The following is a 24,865-nucleotide window of genomic DNA, read 5'->3' on the forward strand; positions in this document are numbered from 1 at the left end:
CTTAAGCGTTCTGGCGTTACGCGGTTCCGTCAGACGAACAGGCTTTCGGTCTCGGCACCCGTGAGCAACCGCCAGGTTCCCGGCGCAAGGTCGTCCGGAAGGCTCAGCCCGCCGACCCGCTCGCGATGGAGGGCCTCGACATGATTGCCCACCGCAGCGAACATTCGCCGCACCATGTGATAGCGGCCCTCGGTCACCGTCAGCCGGGCTTCGGTTTCCGACAGCACCTCGAGCGCTGCCGGAGCCAGGGGCTTGGCCTCGCCCTCCAGCACCAGGCCGCCAGCGGCAAACAGATCGCCCTCGGTCCCGACCAAAGGACGCGCCAGGGTGGCGCGATAGACCTTGGCGACATGGCGTTTGGGCGAGATCACTCGGTGCAGCAGATCCCCGTCATCGGTCAGCAGCAGCAGGCCCGAGGTCTGCTTGTCCAGCCGCCCGATGGTCGAGATCGCCGGGTCCCGGCGGCGCCAGCGTTCGGGCAGGACTTCGTAGACGAGCGCCCCGTCCTCCTTGTGCGAACAGGTCATGCCGAGTGGCTTGTTGAGCATGATCACCAGCCCGGGGGGTGGGTCCAGCGGACGACCGTCGATCTCCATCCGCGTCGCCAGATCCGGCGTGATCGCGATCCGTTTCGACACATCCTTCAGATCGACTCCGTCGAGGACGATGCCCCCGACCTTGCCCAGACGCGCGATCTCGGACCGTGAGCCGTAACCCATCGACCCCAGAAGCTTGTCGACCCTCGCCGTCGGTGCGCCGCTCATCCGGCGTCCGGGACATTGGCATCAAGCTCGTCCAGCCAGACGCGGGCGTTGCCGTCGGACGGTGCACGCCAGTCGCCGCGCGGGGACAGCGACCCCCCCGTCACGACCTTGGGCCCGTTGGGCAGGGCCGACCGCTTGAACTGGCTGGTCTGGAAGAAGCGGATCAGGAATTTCCGCATCCAGCCCTTGATGGTGGCCAGGTCATATTCGACCTTTTCCGCCTCGGGCGTGTTTGCCGGCCAGTGGCCGGACCCGGCATCGGCCCAGGCCTGGTGGGCCAGATAGACGACCTTGGAGGGCTTCAGGCCAAAACGGCTGAGGTAGAACAGGAAGAAGTCGTTCAGCGCATAGGGGCCGACCGTCGCCTCGGTGGACTGGATCACCCCGTCGATGGCCGGGACCAGTTCGGGCGAGATCTCGGTGTCGATGATGGACAGAAGCGTCGGGGTCGCGTCCGGGCCGATCAGCTCGCGGCTCGCAACCCAGCGGATCAGATGCCGGATCAGGGTTTTCGCCACCCCGCCATTGACGTTGTAGTGGCTCATGTGGTCGCCCACGCCATAGGTGGCCCAGCCAAGCGCGAGTTCCGACAGATCGCCGGTCCCGAGAACGAAGGCCCCGTTCTGGTTGGCCAGCCTGAACAGATAATCGGTCCGCAGACCCGCCTGCACATTCTCGAAGGTGATGTCGTGGACCGGCTGGCCGGCGGCGAACGGATGGCCGATGTCGGCCAGCATCTGCAGGGCGGTCGGCTTGATGTCGATCTCGGCCCCGGTGACGCCGAGCGCCTTCATCAGGGCCCAGGCATTGGCCCTGGTGCGCTCGGACGTTGCGAAGCCCGGCATCGTAAAGCCGAGGATCTGGGAGCGGGGCAGATCCAGACGGTCAAAGGCCCGGCAGGCGACCAGCAGCGCCTGGGTCGAATCCAGGCCGCCCGAGACGCCGATGACCAGTTTCGTGGCCGCCGTGGCGGTCATCCGGCGCATCAGGCCCTGGACCTGGATGTTGAAGGCCTCGAAACAGTCCTGGTCCAGCCGCGACGCATCGTCTGGCACGAATGGGAAGCGGTCGAGCGGGCGAATCAGGTCGGTCGGCTCGATGTCTTCGCGCGCCTCGAAGGGCACCACCGTCGCGGCCTCGCCCTCCTGTCGGGCGCAGTCCGAAAAGGTGCCGTTGCGCAGCCGGTCCAGTCCGATCCGGTCCACATCGATGTCGGCGAGGGTCAGATGGCTGTCGAGGGCGAACCGCTCGCCCGCGGCGAGGCAGGCTCCCAGCTCATGGATGGTCGCCTGCCCGTCCCACGCCAGGTCGGTGGTGCTCTCGCCCCAGCCCGAGGCCGTGAAGACATAGGCCGACTGCGTCCGGGCGGACTGACTGGAGCACAGCATGGCCCGCTCGTCCGACTTGCCGATCACGATATTGGAGGCTGACAGGTTCAGCAGGATCCGGGCCCCCGCCAGGGCCGCCCGCGTCGATGGCGGCAAGGGTGCCCAGAAGTCCTCGCAGATCTCGACGGCAAAGACGAAGCCCGGCCGGTTGGCCGCCTCGAAGATCAGGCCGGGCGCAAAGGCGACGATCTCGCCGCTGATCTCGATCGTGTCCTCGGAACGGGATGCGGCCGGCGCAAACCAGCGTTTCTCGTAGTATTCCCGGTAGTTGGGCAGATAGGTCTTGGGCACGACACCCAGCACCTCGCCGCCTGCCATCACAACGGCCACATTGTACAGGGAGTCTCCGGACCGCAGGGGCGCGCCGACCACGGCGACAATCCCGCTCTGCGCCGTCGCCTCAGCCAGACTGGCGATCTGGCGCTCGACGGCCTCCAGCAGCGCGGCCTGCATGTGCAGGTCGTCGATGGCATAGGCACTCAGCGACAGTTCAGGAAAAACGATCAGATCGCATCCCTGGTCCGCCGCCTGTTCGATCAGTGCGATATGTTCTGCGGCATTGGCGACGGGATCGGCGATGTGCACCACCGGTGTCGCGGCCGCGACGCGGACGAAGCCATGAGTTCTGGCAGCGTGAAACGGGTGGGTGTCGGGCATGGTCAGAGTCCGCTTGCTCCAGGCGGGGCCGGAGATCAGGCTCTCGTAAGCCAAACTTGACGGGTTCGCCAACTCTGGCCCTGATGCCCTTGCCCGGAGTGTGCCTGCCGGCCGGCCGCAAAGCTTCCTTAAACCGTTAGCGGGTAAGGTTACCGCATGGCGTTGAGTGACGAAGACATTATCCGGCGCAAGCTCAGTCAGGTCGAGCTCAATGCCATCTGCATCAAGCATGATCGTCTTTGGCAGGCCAAGCCGGGGGGTGCTCGTGCCGTCTTCGCCTGGATGGACCTTTCGGGCCTCGATCTGCGCGGCCGCAACCTGTCGGATGCGGATTTTTCGGCGGCGAGGCTGCACGGATGCGACCTGACCGGGGCCAAGCTCGACAACGCCTCCTTCTTCGGCAGCGACATGCAGGACGCCATCTTCACCGACGCCAGCCTGCGCCGGGCCGACCTCCGGGGGGCCTGCCTGCGGGGGGCCGACCTGTCCGGTGCGGATCTGTTCGAGGCCGACCTGCGCGAGGGCACGCTGGCGGCTGCAGACCGCAAGACAGGCTTTCGGGTTGTGGATGCCCAAAGCCGGGCCGACACACAGGCCCAGGGAGCCATCCTCGCCGGAGCCAACCTGCAGCGCTCGCGCCTGTCCGGAATCATGGCCCAGGCAGCCGACTTCTCTGACGCGATCATGAAGGACTGCAAACTTGTTCGCGCCAATCTGAAACAGGCCAATTTCCGGGGGACCGACCTTGCAGGGGCCGATCTGTCGGGAGCCGATCTCAGCGGCGCAGACCTTCGCGATGCCATTCTGGTCGGGGTTACTTCGTCGATGTGGCGCACGGACGGGGCCAATATGGAGGGGGCCCTCACTGACGATCGGTCCGCCGGCGCACCCGTTGCCCGCATGCCTGCAGCCGACATGCTCCATGACCATGCGGTCTGGTGCGAAACCGGCGGGGCCGACGGCAAGCCCTCGGTGTTCGATGGCGTCGACCTGCGGGCCCTTGGGTCCATCACCGGACTGAACCTGACAGCCCTGTCCGCCAAGGGCGCCGTTTTCTATGGCCTGAACATGGAGGGGGTTCAGCTTCAGGGTGCCCATCTGGAAGGGGCTGATCTGCGGTCGACCAACCTGCGCCGCGCCGACCTGAGGGGGGCCCGGCTGAAGGGGGCACGACTTTCAGGCGCCGACATGCGCGAGGCCCAGCTCGGGCCCTTGATGCTCGGACCAGAGCGGCTCCTCTCAGCCGATCTGACGGGGGCTGCCCTGCGCGGCGTCGATCTGAGCGGAGCCGACCTCCGCCGCGCCGTGCTCAAGGACGCCGACCTCAGCCGATCCCGGCTGCATGGTGCCCAGATGCGCGGCGTCGACCTGACCGGTTCCAATCTGACCGGCGTCCGCGGCCTGGAGGCCGATGCCTGAGAGGCCCCTCTAGCGGACCGCCTTTACCGCCTCGACGACGTCGCCGATCACCGACCGGACCAGTCCCTCGTCATCGCCCTCGGCCATGACCCGGATCAGTTTCTCGGTTCCCGAGGGCCGGACAAGAAGTCGCCCCTGCCCCTTCAGCTGCGCATCGCCGGCTGCGATCGCCGCCTGGACGCCGGCGTTGTTCAGCGGCTTGCCGGACGTATAGCGGACATTCTCCAGGATCTGCGGCACCGGCTCGAATTGACGAGCCAGCTCGCTCATCGGCCGGCCGCTCTCGACCATCACCGCCAGCACCTGAAGGGCCGCCATCAGGCCATCTCCGGTCGTGGCAAAGTCGTGCAGGATCAGGTGCCCGGACTGCTCGCCACCGAGGTTGAAGCCGCCGCTGCGCATCCGCTCCATCACATATCGGTCCCCGACCGAGGTCCGCTCCAGCGTCAAGCCTTCGGCCTGCAGGGAGCGTTCCAGCCCAAGGTTGGACATCACCGTCGCCACGACACCGCCGCCCGCCAGCTTGCCGTGGCGGGCCCAGTCCTTCCCGATCAGGGCCATGATCTGGTCGCCGTCGACAATCTGGCCCTTCTCGTCGCAGACGATCAGCCGGTCGGCATCTCCGTCCAGCGCGATGCCGATGTCGGCCCGGTACTGTTTCACGGCCGCGGCCAGCGTTTCCGGATAGGTCGAGCCGCATTCGTCGTTGATATTGGTCCCGTTCGGGGAGACCCCCACGGCACAGACTTCTGCCCCCAGTTCGAACAGGGTCGTCGGCGCGACCTTGTAGGCCGCTCCGTTGGCGCAATCGACGGCGATGCGCAGACCCTGCAGGCTCAGGTGTTTGGGAAAGGCCGCCTTGGCCGCCTCGACATAGCGCCAGGGGGCCTCGTCGATGCGCTTGACCCGGCCGAGGCGGCTGGACGGGGCGAGACCCTCGTCCAGTGGCTCGTCCATCATGGCCTCGATCTTCAGCTCGGTCTTGTCCGAGAGCTTGTAGCCGTCCGGGCCGAAGAGCTTGATCCCGTTGTCGGCGTAGTCGTTGTGCGAGGCCGAGATCATGACACCCAGATCGGCACGCATCGAGCGCGTCATCATCGCCACGCCCGGGGTCGGGATCGGGCCGAAGGTGCGAACGTCCATCCCCACGGAGGCGAACCCGGCAACCAGGGCCGGCTCGAGCATATAGCCCGACAGCCGGGTATCCTTGCCGATGACGACCAGGTGGCGCCGGTCATCCGCGGACATGAACAGTCTCCCGGCGGCCAGTCCGACCCGCAGCGCGACTTCGGCTGTCATGGGTGAGGTATTGGCCGTCCCGCGAATGCCGTCGGTCCCGAAATATTTCCTGTCGCCCAAACCGCCATCCTCCGACGCGAAACCTTCCGAAACCGGTTATTAGGTGCCGATTCCCTACGCGTTCCCTAGAGCATGATCCGTGAAGGCCGTCATCATCGCGTGACAGGCAAGGCGGCAGACGGAGACCAGCAGAATGTGCGGCATCATTGGCATCGTCGGGACCAAACCGGTCGCCGAGCGCCTGATCGAGAGCCTGAAGCGGCTGGAGTACCGGGGCTATGACTCGGCCGGGATCGCGGCCCAGGTCAATGGCGTGCTGGAGCGCCGGCGCGCACCGGGCAAGCTGCGCGAACTTGAAGCCGTTCTGGCCGCCCACCCGCTGAACGCGACCACCGGAATCGGCCACACCCGCTGGGCCACCCACGGTGCCCCGACCGAGGCCAATGCTCACCCCCACATCGCAGGCCGCGTCGCCGTGGTCCACAATGGCATCATCGAGAACTTCGCCGAGCTGAAGGCCGAGCTGCAGGCCGCCGGACGGGTGTTCGAAAGCCAGACCGACACCGAGGTCGTCGCCCATCTGCTGGACCAGGCCCTGTCTACCGGCCTTGAGCCCCTGGAAGCGTTCGAGGCGACCCTGAAACGCCTGTCCGGCGCCTTTGCGCTGTGTGTCCTGATCTCGGGCGAGGACGACGTCATCCTCGCAGCCCGCAACGGACCGCCGCTCGCCGTCGGCTATGGTCAGGGCGAGATGTTCATCGGCTCGGACGGTCTGGCGCTAGGTCCCTTCACCAACCGCGTCAGCTATCTGGAAGATGGCGACCACGTCATCGCCACCCACGACAGGGCCCGCATCTTCAATGCCAGCGGCACCGAGGTGGTGCGCGAGATCAAGACGGTTCCTGCCTCTGCCGTTCTGATGGAGAAGGGCAACTATCGGCATTTCATGGAAAAGGAGATCCATGACCAGCCCGAGGGATGCCAGCGCACCATCGCAGCCTATGTCGATACCCTGACGGGACGGGCCACGATCGCCGGCGTCGATTTCTCGACCCTGGAGCGGATCCAGATCGTGGCCTGTGGCACCTCCTACATTGCCGGGATGATCGGCCGTTATCTGATCGAGCAACTGGCGGACCTGCCGGTGGACGTGGAGATCGCCTCGGAGTTCCGCTACCGCCAGCCCGCCCTGCGTCCCGGTGCCCTGGCCATCGCCATGTCCCAGTCGGGGGAGACGGCCGATACCCTTGCCGCCTTCCGCCACTGTGCAGCGGCCGGCATGAAGACCGCCGCCATCGTCAACGCCACCGAATCCACCATCGCCCGCGAGGCCGATGTCGTCTGGCCGATCCATTGCGGACCCGAGATCGGCGTCGCCTCGACCAAGGCCTTCACCGCGCAGGTCAGCGTGATGATCGCCATCGCCATCGCTGCCGCCCGCGACCGGAACCGGATCGATGCCGCCGAGGAGCAGCGTCTGGTCCGGGTCCTGATCGAAGCTCCGCGACTGATTGCCGAGGCCATCAATCTGGAAGGATCGATCAAGGACATCGCCGTCGAGATCGCCAAGGCCCGGGACGTCCTTTTCCTTGGCCGGGGCCCGATGTCGGCCCTCGCGCTCGAAGGCGCGCTGAAGCTGAAGGAGATCAGCTATATCCACGCCGAGGGCTATGCCGCCGGAGAGCTCAAGCACGGTCCGATCGCCCTGGTCGACGAGGCAACGCCGATCATCATCCTGGCCCCCTATGATTCGTGGTTCGAGAAATCGGCTTCCAACATGAGCGAAGTCATGGCGCGGGGCGGTCAGGTGGTCTTCATCACCGATCCGGACGGTGCCAAGCACGCACCCGCCGGCGCCCGCGTGGTCGTGACCGCCCCGGCGTCCGATCCGCTGGTCTCGGCCCTGGTCATGTCTGCTCCGATCCAGCTGCTCGCCTATCACGTGGCCGTGGTGAAGGGGGCCGATGTTGACCAGCCGCGCAATCTGGCCAAGTCCGTCACTGTGGAATGATTGTTCGCCCCATCGTGCCCCGATCCGGTGCATGAGGGGCAAATGCCGGTCTGCATTGGGGCATCGAACGTGATCAAAATGCGTTAGGCTTCGCACTCGCTGTTTCAGGATCTTTCATGTCGACCTCTCCCGCCCGCCTTCGCAAGGCCGTCCTTCCCGTGGCCGGTCTTGGCACCCGTGTCCTGCCAGGCACCAAGACCACGCCCAAGGAACTGCTGAACGTCGTCGACCGTCCGATCCTCAGCTACATCGTCGAGGAAGCCCGTGAAGCGGGGATCGAACACATCGTCTTCGTCACGGGCCGTGCCAAACAGGCGATCGAGGACTATTTCGACCACCAGATCGAGCTCGAGGCGCAACTCCTGGCCAAGGGCAAGCTGGAAATCCTTGCACAGATGGTCGCCGAACTGGCCACCGCCGGGGAGATGAGCTTCACCCGCCAGATGGAGCCCAAGGGCCTGGGTCATGCCGTCTGGTGCGCCCGCGACATCATCGGCCACGAGCCCTTTGCCGTCCTGCTGCCGGATGTGATCGTCGACTCGAAGCCCGGCGCCCTGAAACAGCTCGCAGAGCTCTATGCCGAGGTCGGCGGCAACATCATCGGCGTCGAATCCGTGCCCGAGGCCGACACGCACAAATACGGCATCGTCGATCCGGAAGGCCGCGGCGATGGTCGGCGTTTCGCCATGAAGGGCATGGTCGAGAAGCCGGCCCAGGGCACTGCCCCCTCCAACCTGTCGATCTCCGGGCGCTATATCCTGCAGCCCGAGATTTTCAGCATCCTGGAAAGCCAGGAGCGCGGTGCGGGCGGAGAGATTCAGCTGACCGACGGCATGGCCACGCTGATGAAATCGCAAGCCTTTACTGCCTTCGAGTACGAGGGCGTCACCCACGACTGCGGTGACAAGATCGGCCTGCTGCGCGCCAATGTGGCCCTGGCCCTGAAGCGCCCGGACCTTGGCGAGGCCGCGCGAACGGCCATCAGCGCCCTGCTCTAGACTGGCGCACAGAGAAAAGGCCGGAGCATCACGGCTCCGGCCTTTGTCACTTCAGGAGCAGATGTCCTACCAGAGGCGGACCCGGTCCGTCGGGGCCAGATAGTAGGCCTGGCCGGGCTGGACGTCGAAGGCGTCATACCAGGCGTCGACATTGCGCAGGGGACCGACGACCCGGAACTCGGCGGCGCTGTGCGGGTCGGTGGCGACCTGCTGCTTGGCAGCCTCCTCGCGCATCTTGGACTGCCAGACCTGCGCCCAGCCGTAGAAGACACGCTGGTCGCCCGTGGTGCCGTCGATCTCCGGCGACGGCTGGCCCGCCAGCGAGGCGCGGTAGCCTTCCAGACCCAGGGTGATGCCGGCCAGGTCGCCGATGTTCTCGCCCCGCGTCAGGCCGGGACGGATCTTGTAGCCGGGGACGGGCTCGTACTGGCCGTACTGTGTGTCCATGACATCGGTGCGGGCGGTGAAATTCGCCGCATCGGTCGGGGTCCACCAGTCGCGCAGCACGCCATCGCCATCCGACTTGCGGCCCTGGTCATCGAAGCCGTGGCCGATCTCGTGACCGATCACGCCGCCGATCGCCCCATAGTTGACGGCCGGGTCGGCTTCCGGATCGAAGAACGGCGGCTGCAGGATCGCCGCCGGGAAGACGATCTCGTTATTGGTCGAGTTGTAGTAGGCGTTCACGGTCTGGGGCGTCATGCCCCACTCTTCCTTGTCGACCGGACCGTCCATGCGCCCGAGCTGATAGTTCCAGCGGAAGACACTGGCGCGCTCGCCATTGCCGTACAGGTCGTCGGGACGGATCTCGAGTGCGGAATAATCGCGCCACTTGTTCGGGTAGCCGATCTTGACGGTGAATTTCTGCAGCTTGTCCTGGGCCTGGACCTTGGTCTCGGCCCCCATCCATTCCAGTCCCTCGATGCGGGCGGCCAGGGCGACGCGCAGGTTGGCGACCAGTTCGTCCATCTTGGCCTTGGACTCGGCGGGGAAGTATTCGGCCACATACTGGCGACCGACAGCCTCGCCCAGCGCACCCTCGGTGAAGGAGATGGCGCGCTTGTCGCGGCTGCGCTGCTCCGGCTGGCCGGACAGGTCGCGCGAGCGGAAGCCCCACTGGGCGTCCGAGAAACGCTTGGACAGACGCGGCGCAGAACGGTCGATCGTGTGGAAGGCCTGCCAGGCCTGCAGGGTTTCGATCGGGGTTTCGGCATAGATTGCCGCGATCTTCGGCACGGCCGTGTCCTGCGCCACGATCAGGCGCGGGATCTGGCCCAGGCCACCGGCCGCGAAATAGCCGGACCAGTCGAAGCCTGGCGCGGCCTCGGCCAGGCTGACCGGGGTGAACTCGTTGTAGGTCTCGTCACGATTGCGGTTCTGTTCCGGGGTCCAGTGCGCCTCGGCGATCCGGGTTTCAAGCGCAACGATGGCCGCTGCGCTCTCGACGGGGTTCGTCCAGCCCGCCATGCCCAGCATGTTGGCGACATAGGCCTGATACAGGCCCAGCTTGTCGGCATAGAGGGGCGACAGATAGTAGTCGCGGTTCGGCAGGCCGAGGCCCGACTGACCGACCTGTGTGACATACCGGTTGGGCGACTTGGCGTCGGTGCCGATGCCGGTCCCGAAGAAGGACGCGTTCGTGCGGTCCTTGCGACCCATGTAGGCCGCCATGGCCTCGCGGCTGTCCAGCGCACGGATGTCGGCGAGGTAGGGATCGATCGGAGCGTGATCCAGCTGCTCGATGCGGGCCTCGTCCATATAGGCGCGGTAGCCGTCGGCGATCTTCTGCTCGTCCGACCCGGGTGTCAGGTCGTTGCGGGCCAGAAGCCCCTCCACCATGGCCTTGACCCGGTTGTCCGACAGCTCGCGCAGCAGGGCGAAGGACCCGAAGGAGGTGCGGTCTGAAGGAATCTCGATCTTGTCCAGGGCCGTGCCGTTGGCATAGCGGAAGAAATTGTCGCCGGGAGACACCGAGGTGTCGCGACCGGCCAGGTCAAAACCCCAGGTTCCGTATTTCGGTGCAACCGTGCCCTGGTAGCCGCCGACGCTGCCGCCGGCCTGTGCCGGAGCCTGGAACAGTTCAACGATGGTGCAGGCTTCATCGACACAGCCGTGGTCATGCCCGTCTTGGGCGAAGGCAGCGGCGGGGAGAAGCAGGGCACCGAGTGCGGCACCAACAAGCAGTCTTTTCATGGGGTTTCCTCGTATCCGGACACGCAGGCGCAAGAGCCTTTCCTTGGCTGCGGGGACCCTAGACCCGGAAGGGCACCTGTCGCCTTAAAAAAAGTTCATGATCCGGATGCGGCACACGTGTCCCGGGGCGCTATAGGTCGGAGCAGCACGACAGGGGAGTGGCATGGCAGTCGGGCATGGTGGCGGCGAGTACAAGGATCTGGTGGTCTTCCTGGCCGCAGCGGGCGTGGTCGTGCCGCTGTTCAGCCGCCTCAAGATCAGCCCTGTGCTCGGCTTTCTCGCTGCCGGCGTGCTTCTGGGGCCTGACGGTCTGGCGCGGCTCGCCGATCAGGCCCCCTGGCTGTCCTGGTTCACCATAGACGACCCGACCCAGATCGCCCAGCTGGCCGAGCTGGGGGTGGCCTTCCTGCTGTTCATGATCGGACTGGAGCTGTCGTGGGAGCGGCTCAAGGCCATGCGCAAACTGGTGTTCGGTCTGGGCATGCTGCAGATCGCGGCCTGCACCGTGGTGCTGGCGGGCGGCTTCATGCTGCTGGGCCAGCCGTTTGCGAGTGCCGCCGTCCTGGGCATGGGACTGGCCCTGTCCTCCACGGCCGTGGTCATGCCGGTCATGGCCGAGCGTGGTCGGCTGCGGGGCGTCGTCGGGCGCTCGACCTTTGCCATCCTGCTGGCCCAGGACCTAGCCGTCGCCCCTATTCTGATTACGGTGACTGTTGTGGCGACAGTGGCCCAGTCCGGAGCAGCGGGCGGTGACCTCGACCCCGCGATACTGGGTCGCACCCTCCTGACCCTGGCCCCCGCCGCAATCGGGCTGGCTTTGCTGGTCGTCCTGGGACGGGTCGTTCTGCGCCCCCTGTTCCGCTCGGTGGCCAAGAGCCGCAAGGGCAGTGGCGGGGGCAGTCAGGAACTGTTCGTCGCCCTGTGTCTGCTGGTCGTGGTGGGTGCGGGCGTCGCTGCGCAAGCGGCAGGATTGTCGATGAGTCTGGGAGCACTGATCGCTGGCCTGCTGATCGCAGAGACCGAGTATCGCCGCGAGGTCGAGATCAATATCGAGCCGTTCAAGGGCCTGTTGCTGGGTGTCTTTTTCGTCGGCGTCGGGATCGGGCTGGATCTGGATGCCGTCGCAGCCAACCCCGGCGGCGTGATCGGCCTCGCCGTTGCCATCACGGCGATCAAGGCCGCGATCATCTTTGGCCTCGCGCGCCTCTGGGGGCTCAGCAGCCGCGCAGCCATCGAAACCGCGCTGGTACTCGGCCCGGCGGGCGAGTTCGCCTTCGTCGTTCTGGCCACGGGCCTCGTGGAAGGGGTGGCCGACCCGGCCTTCACCCAGAGCATCATCCTGTCGGCGACCATCAGCATGTTCACGGTCCCTTTCATGGCCATGCTGGGCCAGAGGATTTCGCGCAAGGGGCTCAAGCCCGACCCGGCCCTGCCCGAACTGCCTGTCGCGCCCGACGAGGAGGAGGCGCGCGATGGAGCCGTGCTGATCGTGGGCTTTGGCCGTGTCGGCCGTCTTGTGGGCGAGATGCTGGCCGAGCACGGCCAGAGCTTCATCGCCCTCGACACCGACCCGTCCTCGGTGGCCTCAGCCCGGGCCGAGGGCTTTGACATCTATTATGGCGATGCCGGTCGAGCGGACATGCTGCGGCGATGTGGCATCGAACGGGCCAGTGCCCTGGTCGTCACGATGGATGCACCGACCAAGGTGGACGAGGTGGTGATCGCGGCTCGTGCGCTTCGGGCCGACATGACGATCATCGCCCGGGCCAGGGATGACCGGCATGCCGTTCGACTGTACGCCCTGGGCGTGACCGATGCCGTGCCGGAAACGACGGAAGCCAGCCTCCAGCTGGCCGAGAACACCCTGGTCGACCTCGGCGTACCGATGGGTCTGGTGCTGGCTTCGATCCATGAACGCCGGGATCAGTTCAGGGCCGTCTTTGCCGACGCCGCCCCCGAGGATCGAAAAGGGCGGCCGACCCGGGCGTTGCGCGGATCGCTCCGGAACGCTCCCATCAGTGGCGGATGAGGCCCTGAGCCCCCTCGAAATCGCGGCGCATTAACACCCACGACCCATTTTGGTCATCGTTGGGTGATGAAAGCCTCGACTTCGCTGGGCTGTGCAATCAACGTTTACCGAACAGCGCGTCTTTCCATTTGACGCGGGAACGGGAATCGCAGCCGATGTATTATAACCCACCGATCCTGCCGGACGATCAGCCGGTCGGGACCCCTGTGACCGAGTAGTTGTATCATGCGCGAGTCTGCCCATCTGTCGCCCGCCCCCACGCTGAATGGCACCGAGCCCCGAATCAACCGGAGGCAGGCTGCAAAGGTTCGCACCCGCCAGAAGGTCCTCGAGGCCGCCCGTGACCTGTTCGCCGAGCGTGGTTACGAGCCGGCCACCATCCGCGATATCGCCAAGGGCGCCGGGATGTCCACCGGCGCCGTGTTCGCCAATTTCCAGGACAAGGCCGAGCTGTTCGAAGCGGTCCTGACCGAAGACATGACCAGCCTTGCCGAGACGCTCAAGGGTGGCGCTGGCAAGGGTTCGGTCCAGGAGCGCCTCAACAGTGCCCTGGCCGCCGGCTATCACGGCTCGCTCGACCAACTGCCCCTGTTCCAGGCCATCGTCGCCCGCTCCTGGTTCCAGCCCCTGGCTGCCGAGACCCGCGCACGGGCGGTCAGTGCCCAGGTGACGAGCGTGATCTCCGAGATCCTGCGTGACGGGATCGGCACCAACGAGATCAAGCAGGACGCCGACATCACCCTTCTCACCGAGATGGTGTGGGACGCCTATCTGTCGAACTATCGCCGCGCCGCCTATGATGGCTGGTCGCTGGAAACCCTGTCCGGCCATCTCGACAAGCAGCTCAAGGTCATCCTGGCGGGTGCCGTCGCCCGTTGATTTGAAGATCTGCCGTTCGACAAAGGCCCGTCGTTCCAATCCGGAGCGGCGGGCCTTTTCCGTTCAGAACTGACGCCAGCTGTCTCCCGGGTCGCTTTCGCCCGGATCGACCGATTGCTGTCCCCACGCGATCACCATCAGGACCTTGTGACTGCGGATCCGGTATTCCCCGATCATCGGTGCAACCGCCCCGAGCGGCGTGCCCGTCCTGCCGTCATAGACAAAGCCCGAGAATTCCGCGACGCCGACCCGGTCGCGGCGGCTGTAGATCGAGAGTTCCGGGATGGAAACGACATTGAAGCTCTCGTTGATCGGGACCGCCAGCGGCGGGAGCCCGACCACCCGGCGCATCTGCTCCAGCGACAGCGCGCCGGCCCTCAGCTCGAATACGGCCTCGGCCGAGTTGCGGTCGTTGGCCAGGGCATAGCCGGCGACCGACAGGGCGTTACGGATCGCGCTGACGGCATAGCTCGCGTTCTCGGCACGAAAGAAGGCATCGTCGACGAAGACCCGCGTGCCGTCCGGTACCGGCAGACGCAGACCTTCGACCGCCTTGTCCGCAGCACGTGCGATCAGAAGCTGCTCGGTCGCCGTTCGGGAGGGATTGGTTTCTGACGTGGACGCGCAGGCGGCCAGCAGACTGGCCAGAACGAGGACGATAGCAGACCGCAAACCTACCATTCTCCGGTATTGGGCATGGACAACCAGGGTTCGACCGGCGTCAGGGGCTCACCCTCCTGAAGCAGCTCGATCGAGATGCCGTCTGGCGATCGCACGAATGCCATATGCCCGTCACGCGGCGGGCGGTTGATCGTGACGCCGCCGTCAGCCAGCCGCTGGCAGATGGCGTGGATATCATCGACCCGGTACGCCAGATGCCCGAAATTCCGTCCGCCCGAATAGGTCTCGGGGTCCCAGTTGTAGGTCAGCTCCACCTCGGGCGACCGCTCGGCGGCCGACCGGCCCAGATCCTTGGGGGCGGCGAGAAAAATCAGTGTGAACCGGCCCTTCTCGTTTTCCATCCGCCGAACCTCGGTCAAGCCCAGCAGGTCGCGCCAGAACCTCAGCGAGGCGTCGATGTCCGTGACCCGGACCATGGTGTGGAGATAGCGCATCAGGGGCCTTTTGAACGAGTTCAGACGGCAGCGTCAAACAGGGCGTCGCGGGCGACATCGGGCTTCAGCATGGGAAAGAAGTGGTTGCCCCCGGGAATGGTTCGCACCGTCACCCCCGGCCGGTCCTGCGAAAGGCTGCAGGTCGAACCGTGCTCGGCCTTCAGCACCGTGACCGGACGCTCGAGACGCTTCAGCGCCGCCCAGGGGTCATGGCCCTGTGACGAAAAGTTGGAGGCTTCCCAAACGGGCGTGCAGGCAAGGGAGACGCCGGCTCCGGCATCGAGGAACCCCTCGCTGACGTAATCGGCCAGCATCATGTCCGGCCAACCCTTGAAGGCCCCGCGACCGCGATAGGCGTCAAGCGCCTGCTTGCGATCGTCAAACCGGTCGCGCCGCCGCAGCGCCGCCTTCACCAGCGGCATTCCACGGGTCATGTGGCGCAGCAGCGGCAGGCCCAGGGCAATGGTCATTGGCCGGCTGAGGATGACCGGGTCCAGCATCACCAGCCGGGACACGCGCGCCGGACGCGCGGCGGCTGCCAGAAGCGCCGAAGTCCCGCCCATCGAGTGACCGGCCAGGGCGACCGGAGGTCCTTCCAGTGTTTCAAGCAGGGCGATCAGATCGTCGCGATAGTCGCCCCAGCCGCGGCGGCCCTGAATCTGCGTGGGCAGTCGCGAGAGGCCATGGCCGCGCAGATCGGGAGCCATCACGCGCAGCGAGGACGACAACGGGGCCAGCAGCGAGCGATAGGTCGCCGCATTCAGGCCGTTGCCGTGCACAAAGACCAGATCGACCGGACGTTTGGGATCGCCAAAGTCCATCACCGCCATCTCGCCCGCACCCCATCGGTTGCGGATCGGGACCATCATTCGGCGCGGGGGCATGAGGAGGGCTGCGTCCATGGGTCAGAAATGGGGACGGAGCGGGTTCGGTGCCACCACCTTCAAGAGGCTCATGCCGCAACCCGGCAGGCCGGGCATCGACCATGTCCCTCGATCGTGGTGCGCTCGATCACATAGCCTGCAGCTTCAGCGGCCAGGGCAAAGCTGTCACCCCGGGCGGGATGAACCTCCTGGGTCGCACCGCAGCAGTCGCAGATCAGAAAGGCCGCGGCATGGGCCGGGCCGCCCCCTGTACAGGCCACATAGGCACTGATCGAGGCGATGCGGTGCACCATCCCCTGGCGTTCCAGAAACTCGAGCGCCCGATAGACCGTGGGTGGCTTGGCGGCCTGACCGTCGGTGCCGAAACGGGCGATCAGGTCATAGGCCTTGACCGGTTCCCCGGCGCCCAGAAGCAGCTCGAGGACCCGGCGCCGCGGCCCGGTCATTCGCTCGCCATCCTCTTGGCAACGGCCTTCCGCCGCGACGAGTGCACGGTCGATGTCGGCGGGGCTTCTGCCATCCTCGATGTGGTCATGTGCACAGTGCGAACCCATGTCCCACAGCTAGTCGGTGTACCCGGTCCCCGCAACCGTCCGGCCTGCCGCACGTCGCCGCTGACCCCCGATACACTCGCGAAGGGAGGACCCGGACGAGATCGACGCCCCGGCCCTTGACGACTTGTGATGTTATCTCATAACACCATTGGACTTTCTGCCTCCCGGAGTTCCTTCATGCGCGCCTCTTTCCCACTGCGAACGACCCTGCTGGCGGCAACGGCAACCCTGGCCCTGACCAATACCGCCCGGGCCCAGTCGCAGGAGGTACCGTCCCGTGCCGTTGATCTCGGCGAGATTGTCGTCACCGCGGCCCCGTTCGGCATCAGCGCCGACGCGACCACCATCGCCGTTGATGTTCTCGACGAGGAGACCCTGCTGAGTGCGCCATCCCAGTCGCTGGGCGACATTCTGAACGGCCTGCCGGGCGTGCGGTCGACCAGTTTTTCTGCCGGTGCAAGCCGGCCGGTGATCCGGGGCCTGTCGGGTCCGCGGGTCCAGGTCCTGACCAATGGCCTCGGCCTGATCGACGCCTCCAGCCTCTCGCCGGACCACCAGGTGGCGGCCGACCCGGGTGAAGCGGTCAGGATCGAGGTCCTGCGCGGCCCCCAGACCCTTGCCTTCGGCGGCTCGGCCATCGGCGGCGTGGTCAATGTCATCGACGGAAGGGTCGCCGAAGAGGCACCGGTCGATGGCCTGGACGGACGGATCACGGCCCAGGGCTCCAGCGTCGATGACGGTTATTCTGTAGGCGCGCGCCTGGCCGCGGCGGCAGGGCCCCTGGTCTTCACCCTCGACGGGCTCAAGCGCGACTCTGGCGACTACGACATTCCGGTTCCGGCTGAATCGCGACGTCAGGTCTTGGCAGAGGGCGAGGTCTTCGAGGACACGGGCGGCACCACGGTCGAGAACAGCTTTCTCGAGCTGGAGGCCTATGGGGCCGGGCTGTCCTACATCGGCGAGCGGGGCTTCATCGGGGCCTCGGTCAAGCACACCGAGACCGCCTACGGCGTGCCGGGCCACGCTCATGAGGAAGACGACGGCGCCGAGGAGGAATCGGTCACCATCGGGCTGGAACAGACCCGTTATGACGTGCGGGGTGAGTACCGGCTTGATGACGGCCTGTTCTCCCGCGTGCGTGGCGCACTGGGCTATGCCGACTATACCCACACCGAGTTCGAGGGCGGTGCCGTCGGCACGGTCTTTGCCTCGCAAGGCTACGAGGGTCGGCTGGAGCTGATCCAGCGCAAGGCCAACGGCCTGGACGGGGCCATCGGGGTCCAGTTTCTCGACCGCAATCTGGATGCCATTGGCGACGAGGCCTATGTTCCCCGGACCGATGTGAAGGAACTGGCCGCCTACACCCTGCAGCGCCTCGACATGGGCGACCAGGGCTTTGGCGAGTGGGGTCTGGAGGGCGGGCTGCGTGTTGATCGCCGCGAACTCGACAGCGTCGTCGGTCGGCGTGACTTCTCCAATGTGTCGGGATCGGTCGGCGCCTTCTGGAAGCCCGCCGGGCCGTTGTTCCTCGGCCTGTCGATTGCCCGCAACGGCCGGGCCCCCACGGAGGCCGAGCTGTTTGCACAAGGGCCGCACGTCGCAACCCGCGCCTTCGAGGTCGGGAACCCCGACCTGACATCGGAGCGTGTGACATCGATCGAGGCCACAGGACATCTGGAGCGGGGCCGTTTCGACGCTGACCTGCATCTGTTCCATGCCGACTACGACGGCTTCGTCGACCTGATCCCGACCGGAGCCGAAGAAGACGGCCTGCCGGTCTTCACATATGTCCAGGGCGACGCCACCTTCCACGGCCTCGAAGCCGAGGTCGGCTATCAGGCCTGGGAAAGCGGTTCCGACGGGCTGCGGTTCGAGGCGAGCTATGACACCGTCCGGGGCACCACCGACTTCGGGCCGCCCGCCCGCATCCCGCCATGGTCCGTGACCGGGCGCGCCATCCTCGACCTCGGACCCTGGACGCTGAAGGTGCAGGGCCGCCATGTCGGCGAGCAGGATCGCGTCGCCGGCTTCGAATTGCCGACCGACAGTTATACGACACTGGACGGCTATGTCGGCTGGAGTCCTGCGGAAGACGATGGCCTGCTGCTGTATGCCGAGGTGCGCAACGCGACGGACGAAGAGGTCCGCGAACACGCCTCCTTCCTGAAGGACCTGACACCCCAGCCGGGCCGCAACCTCCGCATCGGGGCCGCCTACAGATTTTAGGGCGCTAACGGCCTTCGGCCTGCTTGAGCGCATGTTCTAGGGCGCTAACGGCCTTCGGCCTGCTTGAGCGCGGCATGAACGGCGTCACCACCACGCCATCGTGCCGTTTGCCGCCGTCACGCCTCTGGGCTAGAAGGCGCGCCTTCCTTCCATTCCCCAGAGCCCAGCGCCCATGACCGACACCACCCAAGCCAATGGCCAGCTGGCCGGCACTGTCCTGTTCTACAACCAGCCCGAGCCGCTGTCGGTGGACCTGCACGGTGCCCTGGGCGTGAATGCGGTCGAGAAACCCTATGCCTTCGTGGCGGCCAGCCACATCGTGCCGCTGACCGTGACCGAGTTCGCCCCCGGCGCCCTGTCCTATCCGGTCGTCTTCCTGGGCGACAACAAGCAGCCCTGTGCTGTCATGGGCCTGCGTCAGGGCGAGAACCTCTACATCGACATGGCCGGCGATTTCCGGCCCGAGGCCTATATCCCGGCCTATGTCCGTCGCTATCCCTTCGTCTTCGCCAATGACGACACCCAGAACCGCATGATCCTGTGCGTCGATCGCGCCGCGCCCTTCCTCGTCGAAGGCGGTGAAGTGCCGCTGTTCGAGAACGGCCAGCCCAGCGCCTACGTCAATCAGGCCATGGAATTCTGCAATAATTTCGAGCAGGAACGTGCGCGCACCGACAGCTTCGTCAAATTGCTGACCGACCTCGACCTGTTCGAGACCCGCGAGGCCAATTTCACGCCCCGCAACCCGGACGGTACGGCCGGAGCGCCCCAGAAGCTGGCTGAATACTTCGCAGTGTCGGAAGAGAAGCTGAAGGCCCTGCCTGCCGACAAACTGGTCGAACTGCGCGACAATGGTGCCCTGGGCCAGATCTATGCCCATCTGGTGTCGCTGCTGGGCTGGGACCGCCTGATCGCCCTGGCCTTCCAGCGCGCCGCCCAGATGCCGACGGCCGCCAACGCCTGAGGGTAACGCCATAAGTGAGCGGGCACGGGGATCGAGCGGGCATTGCCCGGTCCCCGTTCCGGGTGCCCTGTCCCGCCGCTAGCGGCGCGCGAATACGCCCCGGGTCAGGCACGAGAAGACCAGCCGACCCCCTTCATCCAGCAGGTCGTGCTGCGAGATGACGATGCCCTTGTCGTCCCCGACCGGGTCCTTGCCCATGATGGTCATCCGCCCTCGCAGAAGTTCTCCCGCCGGCGGGTTGCGCATGAAGCGCAGACCGTCGACGGCCAGGACCTTGGTCTGGGCCCAGCCTGCCGACTTCTCGGCCGCCAGACGGCTCCACAAGGCATAGACCATGGCGTCCGGGGCCCCGTAGGCGATGTCCCAGCCAGGCGCGAAACGCTCGACGAAGATCTCCATGTCCGCGTCCTGAACGGCGCAAGCCCCCAGTTGCAGGACCTGCCCGACCTCGATGTCCTCGAAATGGGCGTGAAGCGGATCGCTCATCCTGCCGGCTCCTCGGACACGCGCACCAGAAGCTTGCCGTCATGATCTCCGGTGAAGAGACGGTTCAGCGAGTTCAGCGCGCCCTCGAGGCCATCGTCCACGTGGACCTTCCACTTGACCCTGCCGTCCGCCAGCCAGGGCCCCATCTCGGCGACCATCTCTCGGGCGCGAGGGGCGTAATCCATCACAAGGAAACCCTGGACATTCAGCCTGTGGGTGATGATCCGGCTGAAGTTCGGTGACGGCGGCATTTTCGTCGCGTTATAGGCCGAGATCAGGCCGCACACCGCCATCCGGGCATGGACATTGAGCCGGTTCCACACCGCGATCATGATGTCGCCGCCGACATTCTCGAAATTCAGGTCGATGCCATCCGGTGCCAGCCGGTCCAGCGCCGCGCCCACGTCCTCGTTCTTGTAGTCGATGGCCCCGTCGAACCCGAGTTCCTCGGTCAGCCAGCGGCATTTGTCTGGCCCGCCCGCGATGCCGATGACCCTGGCGCCCCGCTGTTTGGCGACCTGACCGGCGATCGAGCCCACCGCTCCGGCTGCGGCCGAAATCACCAGCGTCTCGCCCGGCTGTGGCTTGAGCACATCGGTGACGCCGAAATAGGCGGTCAGCCCGGTCATGCCCAGAACCGAGGCGCTGGCCGTCAGCGGAAGACCGGGAAAACGATGGACGGCACGAAGGCCGTCCTCGCCAACCACCGCATAGTCGGCCCAGCCCCCGGACATCGGGCTGACGACATCGCCGACCTTGAAGCGGTCCGACCGAGACTGCTCGACCACCCCAAGGGTCAAGCCCCGCATCACCTCGCCCAACCCGACCGGCGGCAGATAGCCCTCGGCATCATTCATCCAGGTGCGATTGGTCGGATCCAGCGAAAGATAGACCGTACGGACCAGAACCTCGGTCTCCTTGAGGTCCGGAATCGGGCTTTCCACCAGTTCCAGGTCCCCCGGCTGGATCAGCCCGCGGGGGCGCTGGCGAAGAATCCACTGGCGATTGGAGGTAGCCATGACATCGTCTCCCGATCCGTTTCTTTTGGATACGGGCATTCTGACGAACCCGCCTGCCCGGGTCGAGAGGCAAAGAAAAAGGCGGCCCTTGCGGGCCGCCTTGAAGTGGCATCATCGAGAATGAGGCGCGGGGGCGACAGACCGGATTGCTCCGGTCCTGGTCGGGGGGCGTCGCCGCCCCCGCACAGTGAAGAATGCCGGCATCGAACAGGCGTTCCCATCAAACGCAAAAATACATGAGTCAGGGCCTGTCGGAACAGCCAAGCCTGCCCGGGCGTTTCCCCCGTTCAAGGAGATCGAGATGACCGACAAGAATCCCAACAGCCCACACAGCGCCGACGACGACATTCAGGTCGTTGACGTACGGGACGCTCGCGGAGCCGCACCCGGGCGTCGCATCGTCTGGATTCTTGCCCTGTCAGCCGGGGCTGCCGCCATCCTGCTGCTCGGCATGTGGGCGCTCTCGAACGGCGGTTTCGCCGCACAGAACGCCAATGAAGGACAACAGTCCGTCGATGCCGCTGCCTTCTCGAACAACGCCGGCGCGATCCCGTCGGCAGACGCGCCGACTACGGCCACGGGCGAGCCGACGTCGCCACCCACGGGTGAAGCCCCGAACGTCAATGCGCCCACGGTATCGGCTGCCCCCTCGGGACAGTAGGTGTCACTGCGTCAGTCGAGCGCGCAGATGTCAGGTAAACCCCGCAGCGTCCCGGCGTGATCGAGGCCGTAACCGACCAGAAACCGGTTCGGCGCCTCCCAGCCGACGAAATCCGGCTCGACTGCACGCGGTTCCGGCCAGGGCTTCCGGGCAAACACGCAGGTCAAGACGTCCGCAGCCCCCGCCTCGCGGGTGATCCTGACCGCCTCGGCCAGTGACAGCCCGGTATCGAAGACGTCATCCAGGATCAGGACCCGGCGTCCGGCGATCGGACGCTGATAGGGCGCATGAACATCGATGCGCCCCCGGCTCGACTGACCGTCGCCATAGGATGCCAGCCACAGAGCGTCGAAGCGGACTTGCCGGCCAACCCGCGAGAGCGCGCGGGTAAGGTCCGCCGCAAACCAAAGTCCGCCGGTCAGAAGCACAACGGCCACGGTCTCGTCATCGATCACAGGCGCGATGCGATGCGCCAGATCGGCAACGACCCGCTGGATCTCGACGTCGGACAGCAGGACGGTGGGCGTGGTCGGGTCAGCCATGTCCGGCGGATACAGGCCCTGCATGGGCCTTGTCGAGCGTGGACGCGTGATCATCCGCAACGGGGCGGGCCTCGATGGGCGTGGCGTGACCGTCCGCAGCACCGATCGGGGCCAGGGCGGATCGCATCGGCACATCGTGAGCCTCGGGTTGCGGCGGCCGCCTGACCGCGGGCGTTGCATGGCCGTCCGCAGCATGACCCGCAGTGGCAGCAGGGGCAGATGAATGCGGCTCTTCGCCGTGGTCATTGCCGTGGGCCTTCGCACCCTCCGCCTTGCCCGCATGTTCGCCAGATGGCGTATCACCCGTCACGAAGTCGACGCCGACACCGGCAGCATGACCACCCGGGTCCGGAATCAGGGCAGCGAACCCCTGGACGCTGCCGGGCAGGACGGGGGCAGAATCGATGGCGACGATCTTGAACCCGATCTCGGCGCCGTGGTCATCCAGCAGCGCGAGCCGCACGGAAGGGGATACGACCTCGCGATCCCGCACATTGCGCAGAGCTCCGGAGACAAGAACCTGGTCCGGGGCGTTCGGGGACGTCTTCGCACTGATGGCCTCGAACTCCAGGCCGGTCGGATTGACCGGCAGACCGACGGCGGCATAGGCGGCCCCGGCGCGCGGGAAAAAGTCGACGATCTCGATGCGAAACAGCCAGGCGGCCGCGATCAGGCCGATGAAGACGCTGGCAAGCCCGGCCCACACCGCGCCGTGCGTAGCGGCGCGGCGCAAGCGACGCTGCTGCTCGGCGCGCGCGCGGAACGCCTTGGGAAGTTCGGGCGCGGGTGTTTCGGAAAGGTCGGCATCAGCCTCGTCACGCTTGCCGAATCCTGCCTGGGCGGGAGCCGGGTCCGGCGCAGGGGTTGGCGGTGCTGGCACGGGAACCGCAGACGTCAGCTCCAGCGGCGCGTCATGGGTGGCATGCCAGACATGGGCACAGGACTGGCAACGCACGCGCCGACCGTTCGCGCCTACGGCTTCGTCAGGCGTGAAATAGCTTGTCGCACAGGACGGGCATGTCAGAATCATGGTCGCTGACTGCGAGGCCTGTTAAGCCCCCTCCTGTCGCAGCAAAGGCGGCAACGCCGTCTTGCCCGATCGATTCGAAAACCTGATGCCACTCTCACCCCGTCGTGCCGCCGTTCCGCTCGCCTCGTCCGAACCCGTTCGCCTCGAGGGCGTGGGTTTCGGTTATGCCAACCGGCCCGACGTTCTGCGGGACATTAACCTCGTTCTGACACGGGGCTCTTTCCACTTCCTTACCGGGCCGTCCGGAGCCGGAAAGACTTCGTTGCTGCGCCTGCTGACGCTCGCGGAGCGGCCGACGGCGGGAAGACTGTCCCTGTTCGGCTCCGATGTCACGGGTATCGCCGATCAGGAGGTGCCCCTGCTGCGCCGCCGGATGGGAATGGTGTTTCAGGATTTTCGCCTGCTGGATCATCTCGACGCCTTCGAGAACGCGGCCCTGCCCCTGCGGCTCGCCGGTCGGCGTCGTGCGGAGTATGCGGACGATGTGCGCGAGATGCTGAACTGGGTCGGGCTCGGCGACCGGATCACCGCCCGTCCGCAAGCCCTGTCCGGCGGCGAGCAGCAACGGCTGGCCATCGCCCGCGCGGTCATGGCGGGCCCGGACCTGATCATCGCCGACGAACCGACCGGCAGCGTCGATCCGGCCATGGCGGACAGGCTGATGGTCCTGTTCCAGTCACTCAATCGCCAGGGGACGACGGTGCTGATCGCCAGCCACGACGAGAACATCGCCGCGCGGTCAGGGGCCACGGTGCTTCGTCTCTCTGGCGGCTTTCTGCGCGAGGGGCTCGGCTGATGCGCCTTTTCCCACGCTCGGACACGGATCTTCTGCCGCGCGAGGCCGCCGGCGAAACCTGGCTTGCCGCAGTCATTGCGGTGCTCTGCTTCATCGCCTGTCTCGCTGCGGTGGGAGCGGCGTCCGCCGATCGGGCCGCGCAGGGCTGGGCACGCCAGCTTCGCGCAGAAGCCACCGTTCAGGTTCGCCCTCGTGTGGGTGAGACAGGGGCGACCGCCGCAGCCCGGGCCGCCGAAACCCTGGCCGGAACAGATGGCGTGGCAGAGGCGGTCGCCCTCGATCGAAAGGCCGCGGAGGACCTTCTGAGGCCCTGGCTGGGAGAGGCCGTCCTCCCGGACATGCCCCTGCCCTTCCTCGTCACCGTGCGGCTGGATCCGGACGCTCCGGCCAGTGCCGTCACCCTCAGCCGCGCACTGGCGACCGCCGGTCTGGATGCCAGCGTTGATGACCATGCCCAATGGCGCGGCGATGTGGAGCGGTCGGCCGCCCTGATCACGCTCATGGCGGGCTTCGCCTTCCTCCTGACGGCAGGCGCGGCCGGGGCTGCGATCGTCTACGCCACCCGGGCCGGGCTGATGGCACGCCGGTCCGTCATCGAGACCCTGAGCCTGGCCGGGGCCAGTGATTCGGCCATAGCGTGGCTGTTCCAGAGGCGCTTCGGCCTTCTGGCCGCGGGTGCGGGAGCGGTTGGCATGGCCCTGGCCCTGCTGGTGATCGGCAGCGTCCGCTTCCTGGGCGGCAGTGATGGCCTGGTCGCGGCCCTGCCCCTGACCTGGGGCGACGCCCTGATCATCCTGCCCTGCCCACTGATCGCCGCCGGTGTTGCCGTGGTCTCGGCCCGTCTGGCGGCGCTCTCGAGACTGTCGGGCCCGGCCAGACGCCGGAAACGACTGGCCTGATGCCGCCCGAAAACCGCTTACACTTTCCCGGATCAGGCCTTAGGGAATCGGG

General features: G+C 66.4%; 22 protein-coding genes. 10 read left to right on the forward strand and 12 right to left on the reverse strand.

Features of this window, described 5'->3' with window-relative positions; all coding sequences use genetic code 11:
* Positions 1 to 29: 29 nt before the first annotated feature.
* Positions 30 to 764, reverse strand: a complete 735-nt coding sequence (locus GGR13_RS03440; protein WP_183212038.1) for a pseudouridine synthase — start codon at positions 762 to 764, stop codon at positions 30 to 32.
* Positions 761 to 2,809, reverse strand: coding sequence for an NAD(+) synthase (locus tag GGR13_RS03445; protein ID WP_183212039.1), 2,049 nt, complete (start codon positions 2,807 to 2,809; stop codon positions 761 to 763). Before GGR13_RS03445 ends, GGR13_RS03440 begins: the two co-directional genes overlap by 4 nt.
* 162 nt (positions 2,810 to 2,971) lie before the next feature.
* On the opposite strand from GGR13_RS03445, the gene GGR13_RS03450 reads away from it, so the two are divergent.
* A complete protein-coding gene (locus tag GGR13_RS03450; protein WP_246347649.1) occupies positions 2,972 to 4,228 on the forward strand; it encodes a pentapeptide repeat-containing protein in 1,257 nt (418 codons plus the stop codon).
* A gap of 9 nt (positions 4,229 to 4,237) precedes the next feature.
* Here the strand turns inward: GGR13_RS03450 and glmM are convergent, their stop codons facing one another.
* Positions 4,238 to 5,587 (reverse strand): phosphoglucosamine mutase, encoded by a 1,350-nt coding sequence (gene glmM, locus GGR13_RS03455; protein WP_183212041.1) that lies wholly within the window; start codon positions 5,585 to 5,587, stop codon positions 4,238 to 4,240.
* 133 nt (positions 5,588 to 5,720) lie between these two features.
* On the opposite strand from glmM, the gene glmS reads away from it, so the two are divergent.
* Positions 5,721 to 7,538 (forward strand): glutamine--fructose-6-phosphate transaminase (isomerizing), encoded by a 1,818-nt coding sequence (gene glmS / locus GGR13_RS03460; protein ID WP_183212042.1) that lies wholly within the window; start codon positions 5,721 to 5,723, stop codon positions 7,536 to 7,538.
* Between the two features lie 116 nt (positions 7,539 to 7,654).
* A complete protein-coding gene (gene galU / locus GGR13_RS03465; RefSeq protein ID WP_183212043.1) occupies positions 7,655 to 8,536 on the forward strand; it encodes a UTP--glucose-1-phosphate uridylyltransferase GalU in 882 nt (293 codons plus the stop codon).
* A 66-nt stretch (positions 8,537 to 8,602) separates the two neighbouring features.
* Here galU and GGR13_RS03470 read toward each other — a convergent pair whose 3' ends face one another.
* Positions 8,603 to 10,729 (reverse strand): M13 family metallopeptidase, encoded by a 2,127-nt coding sequence (locus GGR13_RS03470; RefSeq protein ID WP_183212044.1) that lies wholly within the window; start codon positions 10,727 to 10,729, stop codon positions 8,603 to 8,605.
* 163 nt (positions 10,730 to 10,892) lie between these two features.
* Between GGR13_RS03470 and GGR13_RS03475 the strand changes: the two genes are divergently transcribed.
* Positions 10,893 to 12,758 (forward strand): cation:proton antiporter domain-containing protein, encoded by a 1,866-nt coding sequence (locus GGR13_RS03475; RefSeq protein ID WP_183212045.1) that lies wholly within the window; start codon positions 10,893 to 10,895, stop codon positions 12,756 to 12,758.
* A 225-nt stretch (positions 12,759 to 12,983) separates the two neighbouring features.
* Entirely contained in the window at positions 12,984 to 13,637 is a 654-nt protein-coding gene (locus tag GGR13_RS03480) for a TetR/AcrR family transcriptional regulator (protein WP_183212046.1), read from the forward strand.
* A 63-nt stretch (positions 13,638 to 13,700) separates the two neighbouring features.
* Here GGR13_RS03480 and GGR13_RS03485 read toward each other — a convergent pair whose 3' ends face one another.
* From GGR13_RS03485 to GGR13_RS03500, 4 genes are read right to left on the reverse strand one after another with little or no spacing between them, the layout of a single operon-like run.
* A complete protein-coding gene (locus tag GGR13_RS03485) occupies positions 13,701 to 14,318 on the reverse strand; it encodes a DUF6655 family protein (RefSeq protein ID WP_183212047.1) in 618 nt (205 codons plus the stop codon).
* On the reverse strand, positions 14,312 to 14,752 hold the full coding sequence (locus tag GGR13_RS03490) for a VOC family protein (RefSeq protein ID WP_183212048.1): 441 nt from the start codon (positions 14,750 to 14,752) through the stop codon (positions 14,312 to 14,314). The genes GGR13_RS03485 and GGR13_RS03490 overlap by 7 nt, the downstream gene beginning before the upstream one ends.
* A gap of 20 nt (positions 14,753 to 14,772) precedes the next feature.
* On the reverse strand, positions 14,773 to 15,654 hold the full coding sequence (locus tag GGR13_RS03495) for an alpha/beta fold hydrolase (RefSeq protein WP_183212049.1): 882 nt from the start codon (positions 15,652 to 15,654) through the stop codon (positions 14,773 to 14,775).
* Between the two features lie 50 nt (positions 15,655 to 15,704).
* Complete coding sequence (locus tag GGR13_RS03500; protein ID WP_183212050.1) at positions 15,705 to 16,190, reverse strand: Fur family transcriptional regulator; 486 nt, start codon at positions 16,188 to 16,190, stop codon at positions 15,705 to 15,707.
* Positions 16,191 to 16,367: 177 nt separating this feature from the next.
* Here GGR13_RS03500 and GGR13_RS03505 point away from each other — a divergent pair, with 177 nt between their 5' ends.
* Together GGR13_RS03505 and GGR13_RS03510 are read left to right on the forward strand one after the other, a co-directional pair.
* Positions 16,368 to 18,416 (forward strand): TonB-dependent receptor, encoded by a 2,049-nt coding sequence (locus GGR13_RS03505; RefSeq protein ID WP_183212051.1) that lies wholly within the window; start codon positions 16,368 to 16,370, stop codon positions 18,414 to 18,416.
* 172 nt (positions 18,417 to 18,588) lie between these two features.
* Entirely contained in the window at positions 18,589 to 19,380 is a 792-nt protein-coding gene (locus GGR13_RS03510; protein WP_183212052.1) for a SapC family protein, read from the forward strand.
* Between the two features lie 78 nt (positions 19,381 to 19,458).
* Here the strand turns inward: GGR13_RS03510 and GGR13_RS03515 are convergent, their stop codons facing one another.
* Both GGR13_RS03515 and GGR13_RS03520 read right to left on the reverse strand, forming a co-directional pair.
* Complete coding sequence (locus GGR13_RS03515; RefSeq protein WP_183212053.1) at positions 19,459 to 19,866, reverse strand: hotdog family protein; 408 nt, start codon at positions 19,864 to 19,866, stop codon at positions 19,459 to 19,461.
* Positions 19,863 to 20,885: an NADP-dependent oxidoreductase gene (locus tag GGR13_RS03520; RefSeq protein ID WP_183212054.1), complete on the reverse strand. Its 1,023-nt coding sequence runs from the start codon at positions 20,883 to 20,885 to the stop codon at positions 19,863 to 19,865. The genes GGR13_RS03515 and GGR13_RS03520 overlap by 4 nt, the downstream gene beginning before the upstream one ends.
* 301 nt (positions 20,886 to 21,186) lie before the next feature.
* Between GGR13_RS03520 and GGR13_RS03525 the strand changes: the two genes are divergently transcribed.
* Positions 21,187 to 21,546, forward strand: a complete 360-nt coding sequence (locus GGR13_RS03525) for a hypothetical protein (RefSeq protein ID WP_183212055.1) — start codon at positions 21,187 to 21,189, stop codon at positions 21,544 to 21,546.
* Positions 21,547 to 21,557: 11 nt separating this feature from the next.
* Here GGR13_RS03525 and GGR13_RS03530 read toward each other — a convergent pair whose 3' ends face one another.
* Positions 21,558 to 22,088, reverse strand: a complete 531-nt coding sequence (locus GGR13_RS03530; protein ID WP_183212056.1) for a phosphoribosyltransferase — start codon at positions 22,086 to 22,088, stop codon at positions 21,558 to 21,560.
* Entirely contained in the window at positions 22,081 to 23,118 is a 1,038-nt protein-coding gene (locus GGR13_RS03535; protein ID WP_183212057.1) for an MJ0042-type zinc finger domain-containing protein, read from the reverse strand. The genes GGR13_RS03530 and GGR13_RS03535 overlap by 8 nt, the downstream gene beginning before the upstream one ends.
* Positions 23,119 to 23,203: 85 nt before the next feature.
* Here GGR13_RS03535 and GGR13_RS03540 point away from each other — a divergent pair, with 85 nt between their 5' ends.
* Complete coding sequence (locus tag GGR13_RS03540; RefSeq protein ID WP_183212058.1) at positions 23,204 to 23,914, forward strand: cell division ATP-binding protein FtsE; 711 nt, start codon at positions 23,204 to 23,206, stop codon at positions 23,912 to 23,914.
* Positions 23,914 to 24,813, forward strand: a complete 900-nt coding sequence (locus tag GGR13_RS03545) for a cell division protein FtsX (RefSeq protein WP_183212059.1) — start codon at positions 23,914 to 23,916, stop codon at positions 24,811 to 24,813. The genes GGR13_RS03540 and GGR13_RS03545 overlap by 1 nt, the downstream gene beginning before the upstream one ends.
* Positions 24,814 to 24,865 lie beyond the last annotated feature (52 nt).

Origin of the sequence: Brevundimonas variabilis, assembly GCF_014199945.1 — a bacterium.
Lineage (GTDB): Bacteria > Pseudomonadota > Alphaproteobacteria > Caulobacterales > Caulobacteraceae > Brevundimonas > Brevundimonas variabilis.